Annotated in this window: 13 protein-coding genes and 2 pseudogenes; 4 read left to right on the forward strand and 11 right to left on the reverse strand. The window is 60.4% G+C overall.

Going from position 1 to position 13,736, the window contains the following annotated elements:
* Nucleotides 1–27 precede the first annotated feature (27 nt).
* The 8 genes from cobM to Q666_RS0134365 are packed head-to-tail and all read right to left on the reverse strand — an operon-like array spanning nt 28 to nt 6,936.
* Nucleotides 28–801, reverse strand: a complete 774-nt coding sequence (gene cobM / locus Q666_RS64125) for a precorrin-4 C(11)-methyltransferase (RefSeq protein WP_023001619.1) — start codon at nt 799–801, stop codon at nt 28–30.
* Nucleotides 798–2,720, reverse strand: coding sequence for a precorrin-3B C(17)-methyltransferase (gene cobJ / locus Q666_RS64130; RefSeq protein WP_023001618.1), 1,923 nt, complete (start codon nt 2,718–2,720; stop codon nt 798–800). The genes cobM and cobJ overlap by 4 nt, the downstream gene beginning before the upstream one ends.
* Nucleotides 2,690–3,415, reverse strand: coding sequence for a precorrin-2 C(20)-methyltransferase (gene cobI / locus Q666_RS64135; protein ID WP_023001617.1), 726 nt, complete (start codon nt 3,413–3,415; stop codon nt 2,690–2,692). The genes cobJ and cobI overlap by 31 nt, the downstream gene beginning before the upstream one ends.
* Nucleotides 3,412–4,626: a bifunctional cobalt-precorrin-7 (C(5))-methyltransferase/cobalt-precorrin-6B (C(15))-methyltransferase gene (locus Q666_RS64140; protein ID WP_023001616.1), complete on the reverse strand. Its 1,215-nt coding sequence runs from the start codon at nt 4,624–4,626 to the stop codon at nt 3,412–3,414. The genes cobI and Q666_RS64140 overlap by 4 nt, the downstream gene beginning before the upstream one ends.
* Complete coding sequence (locus tag Q666_RS64145) at nt 4,623–4,877, reverse strand: hypothetical protein (protein WP_023001615.1); 255 nt, start codon at nt 4,875–4,877, stop codon at nt 4,623–4,625. Before Q666_RS64145 ends, Q666_RS64140 begins: the two co-directional genes overlap by 4 nt.
* 1 nt (nt 4,878) lies before the next feature.
* Nucleotides 4,879–5,535 carry a precorrin-8X methylmutase gene (locus Q666_RS64150; protein ID WP_023001614.1) on the reverse strand — a complete coding sequence of 219 codons (657 nt, stop codon included), beginning with the start codon at nt 5,533–5,535 and terminating at the stop codon, nt 4,879–4,881.
* A gap of 7 nt (nt 5,536–5,542) precedes the next feature.
* A complete protein-coding gene (locus Q666_RS64155) occupies nt 5,543–6,700 on the reverse strand; it encodes a sirohydrochlorin chelatase (protein ID WP_023001613.1) in 1,158 nt (385 codons plus the stop codon).
* Nucleotides 6,697–6,936: a DUF6732 family protein gene (locus Q666_RS0134365; RefSeq protein ID WP_031269597.1), complete on the reverse strand. Its 240-nt coding sequence runs from the start codon at nt 6,934–6,936 to the stop codon at nt 6,697–6,699. Before Q666_RS0134365 ends, Q666_RS64155 begins: the two co-directional genes overlap by 4 nt.
* Nucleotides 6,937–7,309: 373 nt before the next feature.
* Between Q666_RS0134365 and Q666_RS0134370 the strand changes: the two genes are divergently transcribed.
* Nucleotides 7,310–7,717 (forward strand): DUF2946 family protein, encoded by a 408-nt coding sequence (locus tag Q666_RS0134370; RefSeq protein WP_152533470.1) that lies wholly within the window; start codon nt 7,310–7,312, stop codon nt 7,715–7,717.
* 85 nt (nt 7,718–7,802) lie between these two features.
* Nucleotides 7,803–9,203 (forward strand): PepSY domain-containing protein, encoded by a 1,401-nt coding sequence (locus Q666_RS64160; RefSeq protein WP_023001610.1) that lies wholly within the window; start codon nt 7,803–7,805, stop codon nt 9,201–9,203.
* A 144-nt stretch (nt 9,204–9,347) separates the two neighbouring features.
* On the opposite strand, the pseudogene Q666_RS65310 reads toward Q666_RS64160, so the two are convergent.
* A pseudogene (locus Q666_RS65310) lies at nt 9,348–10,151 on the reverse strand (PP2C family protein-serine/threonine phosphatase); the annotation flags it as partial.
* A 144-nt stretch (nt 10,152–10,295) separates the two neighbouring features.
* Nucleotides 10,296–10,910 (reverse strand): annotated as a pseudogene (locus tag Q666_RS66895) (DUF3365 domain-containing protein); the annotation flags it as partial.
* Between the two features lie 200 nt (nt 10,911–11,110).
* Here Q666_RS66895 and Q666_RS64170 point away from each other — a divergent pair.
* The gene (locus Q666_RS64170) at nt 11,111–11,629 is read left to right on the forward strand and encodes an ACT domain-containing protein (protein ID WP_031269595.1); all 519 of its coding nucleotides are present in this window, start codon (nt 11,111–11,113) and stop codon (nt 11,627–11,629) included.
* Nucleotides 11,630–11,695: 66 nt separating this feature from the next.
* The gene (locus Q666_RS64175; RefSeq protein ID WP_023001606.1) at nt 11,696–12,010 is read left to right on the forward strand and encodes a DUF1905 domain-containing protein; all 315 of its coding nucleotides are present in this window, start codon (nt 11,696–11,698) and stop codon (nt 12,008–12,010) included.
* A 69-nt stretch (nt 12,011–12,079) separates the two neighbouring features.
* Here Q666_RS64175 and Q666_RS64180 read toward each other — a convergent pair whose 3' ends face one another.
* On the reverse strand, nt 12,080–13,372 hold the full coding sequence (locus tag Q666_RS64180; RefSeq protein ID WP_023001605.1) for an Hsp70 family protein: 1,293 nt from the start codon (nt 13,370–13,372) through the stop codon (nt 12,080–12,082).
* Nucleotides 13,373–13,736 lie beyond the last annotated feature (364 nt).

Consider the following 13,736-nt stretch of genomic DNA (forward strand, 5'->3'; position numbering starts at 1 on the left):
GCGAAGTGGTTTGGTTCCACCGGTTCCTCAGGCTTTCGCCTTCTTCTTCGGGCGCAGCACATGCACGTGGTCGGCGTCGTAAAGGGCGCTGTCGCGGAAGTCGGCTGCAGGCTTCAAGGCATGGCCGACGAAGATCAGCGCCGTGCGGGTGATCTTGGAGGCACGCACTTCTGCGGCAATGGTCGACAATGTGCCGTGAATGAAGGCCTCATCCGGCCAACCGACGCGGTAGGCGACAATCACCGGGCAATCGGCACCGTAATGCGGCGTCAACTGGCGTTCGACTTCCCGCAGGTTCCTGATCGACAGGTGAATTGCCAGGGTCGCCCCGCTCTTGCCGAGCGTGTCCAGGTCCTCGTTATTCGGCATCGCCGAGGATTTCATTGCCGTGCGGGTGACAATGATGGTCTGGGCAACTTCCGGGATGGTCAGCTCGGTCTTGAGTGCAGCGGCCGCGGCCGCGAAGGCCGGCACGCCCGGTGTTACATCATAATCGATGCCGAGTGCGTCCAGACGGCGCATCTGCTCCGCCGTTGCACCGTAAATGGAAGGGTCGCCGGAATGAACCCGGGCAACGTTCTGGCCCTTTTCATGGGCAGCCTTGATCTCGTCGATGATCTCGTCAAGCGTCATCGGGGCCGTGTCTATGACGCGTGCACCTTCCGGTGCGGCGGCAACGATCTGTTCAGGCACCAGCGAGCCCGCGAAAAGGCAGACCGGGCAGGATTGGATGAGTTTCAGGCCGCGAACGGTGATGAGATCGGGATCGCCAGGTCCGGCGCCAATGAAATGAACGGTCATGATTTGTCATCCGTTTCGAGAATGTCGGAAATGTCGGTCGTCACGTCTTCCATCAGGGACGAAGGCGCGGCTTCAGTGGCAACTGTTGCTGCTTCCACCGGCTTTGGTGCGTCGATCCGCTTGGCATAACCGCGCGGCGTATAGACGAAAGGTTTCCCGTCACCGCGCATGACGGTGCGAGTGTTGGTCGAACCGACCAGCACGGTGGTCAGCATGTCGACATCGTCGACGCTGAGCGCATGCAGACTGGTGACGCGGATGGTTTCCTCGGGCCGGCCAAGATTGACGCCGAGAATGACCGGTGTCGCTGCCGAGCGGTGCTCCAGCAGGATTTCCTTTGCGGCTGCAAGCTGCGTGCGGCGGCGTTTGGACACCGGGTTGTAGAAGGCAATCACGAAGTCGCCCTCGGCCGCTGCCCTCAGGCGCCTTTCGATCACCTCCCAGGGGGTGAGGAGATCGGACAGCGAGATCGCGCAGAAATCATGGCCAAGCGGCGCGCCGATACGGGCCGAGCAAGCCTGAAGGGCGGAAATGCCCGGCGCGTTTGTGACGCTGACGCGCTTGGCGGCATCCGACACGCCGCCATACTCCTCATTCCTGTGCAACAGTTCATAGACCAGCGAACCCATGGCGTAGATGCCGGCATCACCTGAGGAAATCAGTGCGACATTCTTGCCCTTGCCGGCTTCTTCCAGCGCAAAGCGGACGCGGTCCTCTTCCGCGCCAAGCGGGAAGTTGTGGTGGGTCTTGCCGGTAATGTGCTGGTCAACAATGTCGAGATAAAGCGAGTAGCCGACAACGTCGGTTGCTTCCGCCAGAAGCTTGGTGGCCTCCGGTGTGCGCCAGTCGTCCTTGCCCGGACCAATACCGATAACGGACAGATGTCCGCGAGCCCGACCGACCGTGTCGGTGTCAATCCACTTCGGAGACCGTGCAATGGCGCAAGTTGCGTTTTCGGTTTTCTGCTTTTCGACCTTCAGCGTTCCAAATGCGCCGGACGCGGCCAGGGCAGCCCCTTCAGACACTCCGTAGCAGCCGACTTCCTTGAAGACGACGGGCGACGGGTTTTTCAGGCGCGGGGTCTCGCGTTGCAGGTCTTCTGCGGAAAAGACCCGAAGCGGCACATCCAGATGCTCGGCGAGAGCATTGACAGCGGCCTCATCTGCCTTGAGGTCGATGGTCGCGATGCAGGCAACAGCGCCCTTGGCAATGTTGGCTCCCGCCAGTTCGGTCTCGACCAGTTCGATCAGTTCGGCCGCATCGCACCCGCGCGCGCAGCCGACGCCAACAGCATAGCGCTGCGGGTGGTAGACCAGACGCGTCGGGCCTGCTTCTTCCGGATGTTCGGTTGCCGAAAGCGTGATGGCGGCGTCGTCTGCCTGCTGCAGCTTGGCCTCTTTGAGCCAATCGGCGCGGCCTTCCAGGCGGACGGGAGCGCCGGAGAGCAGCTCGGCCATCACCGGTTTTGCATCTTCCGGATTGGCGAGACGCCAGCCGCGGGGCGGGGCGTCGAGCGCAACACCAAGCTTGGTGTCCCCAGCCGTCGTGATCGCCGCGTGCCCACCGAGAGCGCTGGCCAGAAGCTTGGCCAGTTCGTTGGCGCCGCGATGACCACCGAGCAGCGGAACGACACTCTTGCCGTCTTCCGACACGGCGATCACCGGCGGTTCGCTTGTCTTGTCGGACAGGACCGGTGCAAGCGCCCGGATCAAAATGCCGCTGGCGCAGAAGCCAACGATCGGATGACCGGCCTGAAACAACAGGCGGATATGGTCGATCGTTTCGTTGAACTGGGTGTCCGCCGTCGGCACACGGCCGGCAAGCCCGTGGATGCGGGCGGTTGAAAACCGTCTGGCGATCACTTCGGCAGCGGCGAGGCCGGCCTGGTTCAGGACGAGTAGGATGGGGGAAGCGTCCACGCTTCTTCTCCCTTGTAGATGAGGATCATGGAAAAATAGGGGGCGGTGTCGGTCTCAAGGTCGATGAGCCGATGAACCTTCTGCTCCGGCAGGCTGGCACGTTCCACGTAGCCGGCCTTTTCCAGCAGCCCCATGTCGGCGAGCAAGGTCTTCAGTCGTGTCAGGTGACGGCCGACCTTCATGATGGCAACCGCCTGGGCTTCTTCGATCTTGCGGCGGATGTCCGCGTCCGGAAGCGGGCCTGGAATGACGGTTAGTACATCGTTTCGTGCCGTCAGCGGTCGTCTCAACTGGGCGGCGCAGGCTGTCAACGAGGTGACCCCGGGCACGATTTCTATCGTGAAACGGTCGGACAGGCGCTCGAACAGATACATGAACGAACCGAAGAAGAATGGATCTCCTTCACACAAGGTCACGACATCCTCACCGTTTGCCAAAACGGCGGCTATCTCTTCGGCGGCCTTGTCGTAGATCTCCTGTGCCGGGAACCTGTCGACCCGCATCGGCACGACAATCGGGATTTCCCGCACGCCCACAGGGATCACATCAGAGGCGATTGACCGGGCAAAGCTTTCACCGGAATCGGGAGCGGGGTAGGCAATTACCCGTGCGCTTGCGATCAGCCTGTGCGCCTTCAGGGTCATCAGCTCCGGATCGCCCGGGCCAAGACCTATGCCATAGAGTGTGCCCGTCATGATTTCGTCAGGCTCCACTGCGTCACGGGCATCAAGGGACGCCATCCGGTCAAGCCGCCGACGGCGCTTGCCCGGTGAACGGAAACTTTCTTCAAAGTGCCTCCATGAGACTGATAGGTGGAGAGAAGTATGGCCTCGCTCTCCAGGGTCACAGCATTGGCGACAAGCCGCCCCCCTGGGCCTAGCGCTGCAAGACAGGCCTCGATCACACCGGAGGCTGTCAGGCCGCCGCCAATGAAGATCGCGTCCGGCTGTGGCAGATCGTAGAGGCCTTCCGGAGCGGTCGCGTCCAACAGTTCCAGATGTGGGACGCCAAGCGCGACAGCGTTTTCAGCCGCCATTTGCCGCCGTTCCACATGCGGTTCCAGGCCGATGGCCCGGGTTCGGTCGGCTGCCCGCAACCATTCGATGGCAATCGAACCGCAGCCTGCACCGACATCCCACAAGAGTGCGCCTGGGTGAGGCTTCAACTCCGCCAGGGTGATGGCGCGGATGTCCTGCTTGGTCATCTTGCCGTCGTGGCGAAAGGCATCATCGGCAAGGCCGGGTGTCCGCGCACGGAACCGCACACCGGGGTCGGCAATCACTTCCAGAGCAAGTGTGTGAAAATCGGCAACCTCGGTCGACCAGTCTTCCGCGGTACCTGCGACGCACCTTTCCCTGGTGCCGCCGAGATGCTCCAGAACAGTCATCCGGCTGCGCCCATAGCCTTCGTCGGCCAGGAGGTCAGCCACCTGGCGGGGAGTTTCCGCATTGCTGGTTAGACACAGGATCCGGGCGCCCGGGTAAAGCGATGCCCGCAACAGATCGACTGGTCGACCATGAACCGACAGGCAGTCGGTTTCCTGCAAGGCCCACCCCATTCGTGCGGCAGCCAGCTGGAAGGCGGACGGCGAGGGCAGCACCATCAGCTCGTGCGCAGGGAAATGCTTCAGCAAGGATGAGCCGATGCCGAACCACATGGGATCGCCTGTCGCCAACACCGCGACGCGCTTCTGCCTGAGCGCTGCCAGATCTTCGAAGACGGTTGCAAAGGGGCTGGGCCATGTCCGCTTCTCGGCAGTGATTCCGCCCGTCAGCTCCAGGTGTCGGGTGCCGCCATAAACGATATCTGCACCTGCCAGGGCTTCTGCACCACCTGGAGCCAGAACACCGTCCTCGCCCAGGCCAACCAGCGTCAACCAGGGGAGCTTGTCTGTGGAGGAAGTCATTTATCCTCCAGACGATAAGGTTTGATCACCGGTTTTACCGACAGGTCCTGAGGCGTGCCGCTACTGTTTGGCGATACCTGCCGGGCACCCCGTGACCGGTGATGGACCGGCTGGTCATCACTGCCGTCCGCAGGCGTCTTGACCGAACCACCCGGCTGGGACAGGAAACCGCGTGACCGCAAAGGCTTTTTGCTGCGAACGGATTTCAATCCGGTTGGTTTTTCGTCGTCTTTCGGCGGACCTCCGGCCATCTTACGTTTCCTCCGGCAGGCCGGCGGCAAGAGCGTTGACTGCGGCGGCAGCCATGGCCGATCCACCCCTGCGGCCGCGAACAGCAAGGAAGGGTACCTTGAACGGATTGGAGATCAGAGCCTCCTTGGATTCCGCGGCGCCCACAAACCCGACCGGGAACCCCAGAACCAGCGCCGGTTTCGGTCCGCCGGCGGCAATCATTTCAAGTAGATGGAAGAGGGCCGTCGGTGCATTGCCAACCGCAACGATGGCTCCCTCCAGCCTGTCGCGCCAGAGCTCCACCGCGGCAGCCGAGCGGGTCGTGCCGAGCTCTTTGGCAAGGGTCGGAACCGCGGGATCGTTCAAGGTGCAAACCACGTCGCAGTCAGCCGGAAGTCGTGAGCGAATGACGCCATGCACCACCATCTCCACATCGCAAAAGACGGGTGCGGCCCGCGCGAAGGCATCCTGCGCGGCAGACAGGATATCCTCCGACCAGGCAAGATCCTGCGGAAGGTCTGTCATGCCGCAGGCGTGGATCAGACGCACCGCGACCGGTTTCAGCCCGTCGGGTAGATGAGACAATTCTGCTTCCGACCGCACGATTGAAAAGGACTGGCGGTAAATCGCCGCCGGGTCCTTTTCATAGTCGTAGGACGGCTTGGTTTCGGTGCTCACGGCAGCCTCAGTCTCCGCGGTTCAACGACCGGGGGCCGTGCGGATGGTCTGCGTGCGGGTAGGGGTGGTGGTGATGATCGTGATCATGCCCGTGCCCGTGGCTATGCCCATGCCCATGCTCGTGCGAATGATCATGAGAGTGGCCATGATGATGCGCGTGATCATGCCCATGGTCATGGGAGTGATCGTGATGATGATGACCATGGTCGTGGTGATGATGACCACCCGCCTGCACCTGCTTTTCGCAGGCTCCGGTGCAGATCTCGTCACACAGCTTGCATTCTGCTTCCGCGCCGAGGCCTTCCACGTGATGGTGGTGGCTTTCCTGGGCCAGACCCACTTCGGCTTCGAAGCCAAGGACCTGTTCGCGGTACTTGCACATCTGGCAGTTCATCAGATTTGCGCCCTGCAGGATCTCCTGCACCCGATCGGCCATCGTGTCGATCACCTGCGGGTGGTCGTTCAGATAACCGGCTTTCAGGAATTCGATTTCCGGATGTTTGGCGGCAACTTCGTCCGTGGTCGAATAGATCCGCTGCACCAGTACACCGGTGAACAGGAAATAGGGGAACACGATGACGCGCTTGTAGCCGAGCTTTGCCGCATGTTCGAGACCGGGTCCGACCAGGGGGAAGGTGACGCCGGAGTAGCAGGTTTCCGCCCAGCCGAAACCGAAGCCTTCCCAAAGCATGCGCGTAATCTTGGAGACGTTGGAGTTCGCGTCCGGATCGGAAGCGCCGCGCCCGACCACCATCAGCAGGGTCTCGTGCAGCGGCACGTCGCTGTCGGCAGCGTCGATCGCTTCCTGAACACGGGCAGCGGCGGCTTTCACCATGCGTGTGTCGACGGCCAGTTCGCGGCCATAGGAGATCGTCATCTCCGGATGCATGGCCTGATAGGTGTTCAGGACCGAGGGAATGTCGTTCTTGGCGTGGCCAGCGGCAAACAGCATGCCCGGCACGGCCAGAACGCGGGTGCAGCCGGCCTCGCGCAGCTTGTTCAGTCCGTCATGAATGACCGGGTTGGCGAATTCCAGATATCCGTATTCCACGGGCCAATCGGGGAAGCGGGCCGTCAGGCCTTCCGCCAGCTGTGCAAATTGCTTTACGGCACCCTTGTTGCGGCTGCCATGGCCGCAGATCATCAGTCCGAGTTTTTCGCTCATTGAGCAGCTTCTCCGGCAGTCTCGTCGTCTTCCGGACGGGCTTCAGGCGCGTCTTCGGCTTTTTTCTGCTTCTTGTCTTTGAGGGCGATGATGCCGGCGACGAGCGCGGCACCGGCAAGGGCTGCGACCCCGACCCAGTGGGAATGACCGGCGAGTTCGCCAAGATGGCCCCCATGGGCGAAGGCGGAGGTAGGCAGCGCGGCGGCAAGGCCTGCAAGGATGGTCCGTCTGATCATGTCTCTCCCCAGTGGCTGATGCCGGATCGGCAGCGTGGCAACAGGCGTCGGGAAGAATGAAAGCAAACACGCGCAAAAGCCGGCGGAGCCGGTTGATCTGCAGATGCCTTGGACAGCTCCGGCCTTGGTCCCCTGCTTGGGTCAACCTCATCCGGAATGGCTTTCAGTCCCTCCACGGGACGCCGTCAGGTGGGCGCACCTTAGGGGAGTGGCCATAGCGGATCAAGCATGAAAGCGACATCCATTGGCACGAGGCAGCCATGGCCTGAAACCGGCAATCGTTGCGTCTTGCGGCTCCCCGAAAAGAACCGGTTTGTCTTTGTCATCCCTTTGGATTAGTGATCAACCTGTCGCGATTCGGGGTAAGTGGGGCGTGGAAAACTTCCGGCGAAAACATCCGGACCTTATGGCGGCAGCCAGGCTACTGCTTCTGCTGCCGTTTCTGGTCACGGCGCTTGTGCCCAAGGGGTACATGCCGGACGTGCGCGCGGATGGCGGTTTTACCGTCACGCTGTGTACCACCGAGGGCCTTCGCACTGTTACGCTGGATGCGAACGGTGCAGAAATACCGCCTGGTTCCGATGAGGAAAGCCCTGCGGAAAAGGCCTCCCGCCATTGCGTCTTTGCCGGTGTCGGTGCGTTTGCTGCGCCTGACAGGGTGCCTTTCCTTTTCGTGCAGGAAGAGATCTCTCGCCAACCGGTTTCTTTACCTGCAAAGGTCTGGGCTTCCAGCATTCCGCGCGGTCGGAACTTTGCCCGCGCACCGCCGCTCAACGCGTGATCTTTCCGAACCTTATCTGAACTCGTTTTGAACCCGAGGTCTGTCCGGCTTTTGCCGAACGGACGCACTCGGGTGTGGAGATCCCATGAGCAACATCCCTTCGGACGCTGTATATGCGTCCACCCCCAGCCGATTTTATCTGGCTGCCTGGCGTTGGCACTTTTACGCCGGTCTTTATGTTGTGCCGTTTCTGATCATGCTGGCCGTCACCGGCCTTTCGATGATGTATATTTCCATTCTTGATGGCCGTGATGGGGAATACATCAAGGTTGCAGTTGCCGGCGAACCAGTGGCGCTGTCGCAGCAGGCCGATGCTGCGCTGGCAACGCGCGGGCAGGGCGCGAGCCTGGTGGAATGGATCGGCGCCAAGACCGCCGACGGAGCCAATGTCTTCCGCGTCAACGACGCTGGCACCAATTACATGGTGGCAGTTGATCCTTATTCGGGCTCGGTCGTTGAGAGCTGGATCCGGCGTGACGGCTGGTATGACTTGCTGAACGACATTCACGGTACGCTGCTGATCGGCGATCTTGGTGATCGTCTGATCGAAATCGCGGCCGGCCTTGCCATCGTGCTGATCGTGACCGGTCTTTATCTGTGGTGGCCACGGGCAGGCAGTGGAAATGCTCTTGTGCCGGATCTTCGCGCAAATGGTCGTGCGCTCTGGAAGAGCCTGCACAAGGTGATCGGCGCCTATGTTTCTCTCATACTGCTGGTCTTCCTGGTCAGTGGTCTCTCCTGGGCCGGTGTCTGGGGCGAGAAATTCGTTCAGGCCTGGAGCACCTTTCCAGCCGAAAAATGGTCGAACGTGCCTCTGTCCGACGACACCCACGCCTCGATGAACCATGGCTCGATAAAGGACGTTCCCTGGGGGCTGGAACAGACAAGCATGCCGATGTCCGGCTCTGTTGCTGGCACCGACGCGATTGCTGCCGGAACGCCGATTGATCTGGACAGTATTGCAGCGTTCGGCCGGAAAAACGGCTTTGAAGGGCGGTTCCGGGTGAACCTTCCCGGCAATGAAACCGGTGTCTGGACCATCAACCAGGATTCCATGAGCAACGACACAGAGAACCCGATGGTCGACCGCACGGTGCATATCGATCAGTACACCGGACGGATCCTGGCTGATGTCGGTTTTGCGGATTATTCCCTGCCGGCCAAGGGCATGGCCATCGGCATTGCCTTTCATGAAGGCGACATGGGGCTCTGGAACGTGGTGCTCAACACCCTATTCTGCCTGTCGGTGATTTTCCTGTGCCTGAGCGGGCTGGTCATGTGGTGGCTGCGACGGCCGAAAGGCTCAGCCCTTCGGGTTTTTGCGCCGAAAATGCCGGACGACCTGCCGCATTGGCGCGGCGCGATGATCCTGATGCTGGCCGTCTCCCTGGCCTTTCCGCTGGTCGGCATCACGCTATTGAGCGTGCTGGCGCTGGACTATCTTGTTGTCAAACGCGTGCCGGTTCTGAGAAAGGCCATCGGATGACGAGGTGAGAGGCGTCTGACGAGGCCACTGTAGGGTCCTCAACATTGCTGTTACCCCGGATGGGCGCTGCGCTTATTCGGGGTGACACGCCTCCAAAATTTTGATCGCAGTGTGCGGCAGCAAGCTGCGGCCAATGCTGCCTGCTTACTTATGCCTGATCACCATCAGCGTAATGTCGTCATGCACGGATTGTGTGTCGATATGGGCCTTGAGGTCCGCCAGGATGCCTTCCAGCACCCGCCCGGCCTTTGGTGCCGCGTGGCGCTGGGCACTTGCGACCAAGCGGTCCAGCCCATACAGCACACCGTCAGGATTTTCCGCTTCGGTCACGCCATCCGTATAGAGAATGATGAGATCTCCGGGACCGAAAGCCAGTTCCCTGGTTTCGATGAACGGTTCGATGTCTTCATCGAGGCCGATGGGGAAGCCGAGATCGACCGTATCGACGATGTCGCATTGGCCGTTGTCGCGCAGAATGATCAGTTCTTCGTGCTGGCCCGACAAGGTTACCTTGTTCGGTTCGAAATCGAGGAAGGACAGCGTCAGGTGCTTGTCGGTCCGGGTGCGCTTCAGGTTGCGGCAGATGGCGCTGTTGAGTGCAACCAGGAACTGGCGCGGATCTGACGGCCCGCGTTCCTGCAGGGCGACGGCGATGGACTGAACCATCAGCATCAGAACGCCGCTTTCCAGGCCATGACCGGTCACGTCGCCAATGCCGATCTTCACCTTGTTGTCCAACTGCAGCACGTCGTAATAGTCGCCGCCAACTTCGTCCGCCGGTTCCATGAATGCCGCGATTTCCAGTTCATGAATGCCGCCAAGCTCATCCTTGGTCGGCAGCACCATCATCTGGATCTGCCTTGCGACTTCAATTTCCGCTCCCAGCCGCAGGTTTTCGGACGTCAGCTGCTTGTTGAGATGCGCGATTTCCGTATTCGCGTGCTCCAGATTGACGTTCATCCGGTGAAACCGCGTTGCCTGGTGCCATTGCAGGGCAGTGACCGCAGCACCGATCGCCCCTGCACAGCCGAAATAAAGCAGCAGGTATTTGAACGACCAGAGGTTTGCGGCAATGGGTTGGCTGATGGTGATCGCCTGAATACCGCGCACGTCGCCCGTCTTCCAGTCGGTCTTGGGACTTTCGGGGTGGCTGTTATGGCAGGAAACGCAGGCCTCGCCCATCATGACGGGGGAGGCGATCTGGATCTTTCGGTCGAAGATCGATCCTTCGTAGGCAATCTCCAGGTCTGCAGGATCACGGCTTTGTCTGAAATCGTTCAGTGCCTTGATCTCGAAAGGTGTCAGGTTGTGTGACCCGCGCTCCATGAACGGCAGATCCGACACGAACCGGTATTGCAGATTATGGTCGTTGCCGCCGATCACTTCCCCAAGCTCGATGGAGAGCGTGGCGGGGATCGGAATGCCGCCTGGCGTTTCGTGATATTCGTGTGTCGGGGTGATGTCGCCCGGCGCCTGTTGAACCCGGGCGATCACGTTTTGCGCGTAATAGGTCCGGATCTTGCCGATGGCCTGGTCCAGGTCAACCGCCTGCGAGCGCAGGGAGGCATCTGAAATGGCGCGCAGGTCCATCCACACGGCAACAGGCAACATGCCAAGCCCGATCAGCACCAGAACCAGAAAAACCGCCGGTCGTTCGATGAGCGTGAGCCAGAATTTGTCGACGCGGCGGGGTTCTGTCTGCTTCATGGGGAAACCTGATTTTCAGAATGAATTGAAACGGAATGCGGATCGGCAAGAAAGCCTGAAGGGAAACCCGATCAATTTCACCATTATGACGGTTGTCTGCCGCAACGGCCACAGCTGGAGATGAGATTTTGCAGTCTTGTTTTCAGCACGTTGAGGCTGTCTAGTAGGATGGTCGAGTTCCAATGCGCAAGCGGGGCATCATGCAAACTCATCTTGTTTTCACGGTCATTGCAAAGGACCGGCCAGGCCTGGTCGAGCGGATGGCGGAAATCATCGCCGGCACCGGCGGCAACTGGATCGAAAGCTCCATGGCCCGCCTCGGCGGCGAATTTGCAGGCATCGTGCGCATCGCGATCGAGGGGCTGCATGCGGACGAACTGGTGGAAAAGCTGCAAGCTCTTTCTGCCGATGGCATCGATATCACGCTGCGCTCCGACCAGACCGGTGCAGAGCTGCCGGAAGGCGCTTCCGCTCATCTTGATCTCGTCTCCCAGGACCACCCGGGCATCTTGCGGGATATCACCCGTGTTCTTTCCGAAAAGGGTGTCAGCATCGAGCATCTGGAAACGGAAGTCGTCTCTGGCTCGATGCAGGGAGAGGCCCTGTTCAAGGCATCTGCCGACCTGCGTCTGCCAGGTGGACTGGACCCTGCGAGCCTGAGCGACGCACTTCAGGAAACGGCAGGAGACCTGATGGCGGATATCAATCTGATTGACTGACGTCGCTCAATCCTGCCAGACGGAAGCGACACGACACAGGCTTGGCAGGATAGAGGCTGCAACTTCATGCTCGACCGGCTGGATTTTACCGGCAAACTATGGCTGTCCGCCGGTCCAGGCGGCTGGACCTTCGTGACGTTATCGCTGGCCTGCGCCGATCAGATCCGGTTTTTCACAGGAAGCCGTAAAGGTGGCGCCTGGGGCATGATCAAGGTAAAGGCGCGGATCGGCGAGGCCGAATGGAGCACCACCATCTGGCCGGACAAGGCGTCCGGCTCCTTCCTGTTGCCGGTCAAGTCGGCCGTGCGCAAGAAAGAGAAGATCGCAGCCGGAGACACCGTCGACGTATCACTGTGGCTTCAGGTGCCGCCGGGTTTCTGACGGGGAGGGCCGTTTGAACTTTTGATTTCCGTCGGTCAGGCTCGTTCCGCCGGATCCGGGCAGGCGAACTCAGGCGGCAAGCGCCCAATCGGCCGCGTCCGTGCGCGCCCCGATCAGGGCAAGGCCGTTGGCAACCGACGTCAGCTCGTTGCCTCCGGAAATCCGCTCCTGGCCGAAGCGCTCCGCAAACTGGCGGCGCACGGCAGGCACGAAGGAGGTGCCGCCGGTCATGAATACCCGGTCGATGTCGGCTTCGCTCAAACCGGCCTTTTCCAGCGTGACATCCAGCGCCAGGTCCATCTTCTTCAGGTCCGGCGCAATCCAACCGTCGAAGTCCGCACGTTTCACAGTTGCCCGGAAGTCCGAACCGAGCGGGGCAAAGGTCAGCTCCGCCTCGTCTGAAGACGACAGCAGGGCCTTGGTTTCCGAGACGGATTTGTAAAGCGGGTAGCCCTGGTCTTCTTCCACCAGATCGATGAAAAGCTCGATCTTCTCCGGTTCCACGCAGTAGCGCAGCAGTTTTTTCATTTCCTTGAAATCGTCTGAGGTCTTGAAAATCGACAGCATGTGCCAGCGGGCGAAGTTGGAAAAGAGGTTGGGCGGGATCTCCAGGATCTTGCCCATGCTCTGGTAGGCGGTGCCCTTGCCGAGCTTCGGCAGCACCACATTGTCGATGATGCGGTAGTCGAACGTGTCACCGGCAATACCGACCCCGCCTCGGCCAAGCGGCGTCGCTTTCAGGTGCCCGGCTTCGGTTTCGAATCGCATGATCGAATAGTCGGTCGTGCCACCGCCAAGGTCGGCAACCAGGATGGTCGTATCCTGTTCCAGCGATTGCGCGTAGGAAAAGGCCGCCCCGACAGGTTCCATAACAAAGAGGATGTCTTCAAAACCAACCTTCTGAAACGCCTTGCGATACCGCTCCATCGCCAGGTCTTCATCCGGATTGTGGCCGGCAAACTCCACCGGCCGGCCAACAACGAGCCGGGTTGCCGCGGGATCAAACGCAGCCCCGGCCCGCTCGAAAGCCCGCTGCAGAAACGTTGCCATCAGATCTTCAAACTCGAACCGGACCCCAAAAACTCCGGTCCCCTTGAAAACGCGGCTCGCCGCAAACGTCTTCAGCGACTGGATGAACCGCACATCGCCAAAGCTCTCCAGAAACTGCCGGATTGCCCAGGGCCCGACCTCCGCATTCAGCGCCTTGGCCGGCCCCCGGTCTAGAAAACTGAGAACAGTTGGAAGCGATGTGAAGCTGTCATTGCCATCAACAAAGCTGATCGGCGCAGTCGCGCCCACACCCTGCGCCGAAACCGCGACCGTGTTGGAGGTGCCGAAATCAAGTCCGATGGTCTGTTTCATGGCAAAGTCCCTTTATGTCGCAGCGATTTGTACAGACGCCGTTTTGCAATTAAATGGCCTTGGCTCATTCGAAACCGACGCAGGAGTGCGTAGGGGCACTCCGAATACGGCAATCCTGCAAAAGTGAAATGGCTGTGCGGGATAGGCGGGAACAAACGAAAACGCAAGCGGAAACTGGCTGTTCTTAAGGCATTCGATCCGGCATCCGTTGCGGCTCCAACCTTCGGCTCGCAGGTGCCATCTGGAGAAAGGTGAATTGCTCAATGAAAATTATGGCGTTGATGCCAGGAGTTTGTCTTCAAGACATTGCTACCGGGTCGAAATACCCACACCGCACACTATGAATTTCGTCGGTTCGGTGGTC

It is taken from the genome of Labrenzia sp. C1B70 (assembly GCF_000475395.1).
Classification (GTDB): Bacteria; Pseudomonadota; Alphaproteobacteria; order Rhizobiales; family Stappiaceae; genus Roseibium; species Roseibium algicola.

Bases quoted from the DNA above. Each gene is read 5' to 3' on its own strand.
- Q666_RS64170 (WP_031269595.1), top strand. From the start codon at position 11,111: ATGCAAACTCATCTTGTTTTCACGGTCATTGCAAAGGACCGGCCAGGC.
- Q666_RS64145 (WP_023001615.1), bottom strand. From the start codon at position 4,877: ATGGCCGGAGGTCCGCCGAAAGACGACGAAAAACCAACCGGATTGAAA.
- Q666_RS64155 (WP_023001613.1), bottom strand. From the start codon at position 6,700: ATGAGCGAAAAACTCGGACTGATGATCTGCGGCCATGGCAGCCGCAAC.
- Q666_RS64160 (WP_023001610.1), top strand. From the start codon at position 7,803: ATGAGCAACATCCCTTCGGACGCTGTATATGCGTCCACCCCCAGCCGA.
- Q666_RS64175 (WP_023001606.1), top strand. From the start codon at position 11,696: ATGCTCGACCGGCTGGATTTTACCGGCAAACTATGGCTGTCCGCCGGT.
- cobI (WP_023001617.1), bottom strand. From the start codon at position 3,415: ATGACGGGCACACTCTATGGCATAGGTCTTGGCCCGGGCGATCCGGAG.
- Q666_RS64180 (WP_023001605.1), bottom strand. From the start codon at position 13,372: ATGAAACAGACCATCGGACTTGATTTCGGCACCTCCAACACGGTCGCG.
- Q666_RS0134365 (WP_031269597.1), bottom strand. From the start codon at position 6,936: ATGATCAGACGGACCATCCTTGCAGGCCTTGCCGCCGCGCTGCCTACC.
- cobM (WP_023001619.1), bottom strand. From the start codon at position 801: ATGACCGTTCATTTCATTGGCGCCGGACCTGGCGATCCCGATCTCATC.
- Q666_RS64140 (WP_023001616.1), bottom strand. From the start codon at position 4,626: ATGACTTCCTCCACAGACAAGCTCCCCTGGTTGACGCTGGTTGGCCTG.